General features: G+C 53.3%; 1 pseudogene. It reads left to right on the top strand.

Features of this window, described 5'->3' with window-relative positions:
- Nucleotides 1-225, top strand: a pseudogene (locus ACO0K1_RS20395) (IS3 family transposase); the annotation flags it as partial.

The following is a 225-nucleotide window of genomic DNA, read 5'->3' as shown; positions in this document are numbered from 1 at the left end:
AACCGAGTACCAGAGTTGTTACAAGCCACTGTGCGACCGAACCGAATCGTCTGTGGGCTTGGGATATTACCTGGCTGCCGGCAGATGTGAAGGGGCTGTATTTTTACTGGTACATGGTGCTCGATGTTTACAGTCGAAAGATTGTCGGGCATGAAATTCATGTCGCAGAGTCGGCTGAACTGGCATCACTGCTGCTGCGGCGTGCAAGTCTGGCTGAGGGACTGG

Source organism: Undibacterium sp. SXout20W (assembly GCF_049340285.1).
Lineage (GTDB): Bacteria > Pseudomonadota > Gammaproteobacteria > Burkholderiales > Burkholderiaceae_D > Undibacterium.
The sequence above is the reverse complement of the archived record's forward strand: the minus strand, read 5'-3'. Positions and strand labels throughout refer to the sequence as shown.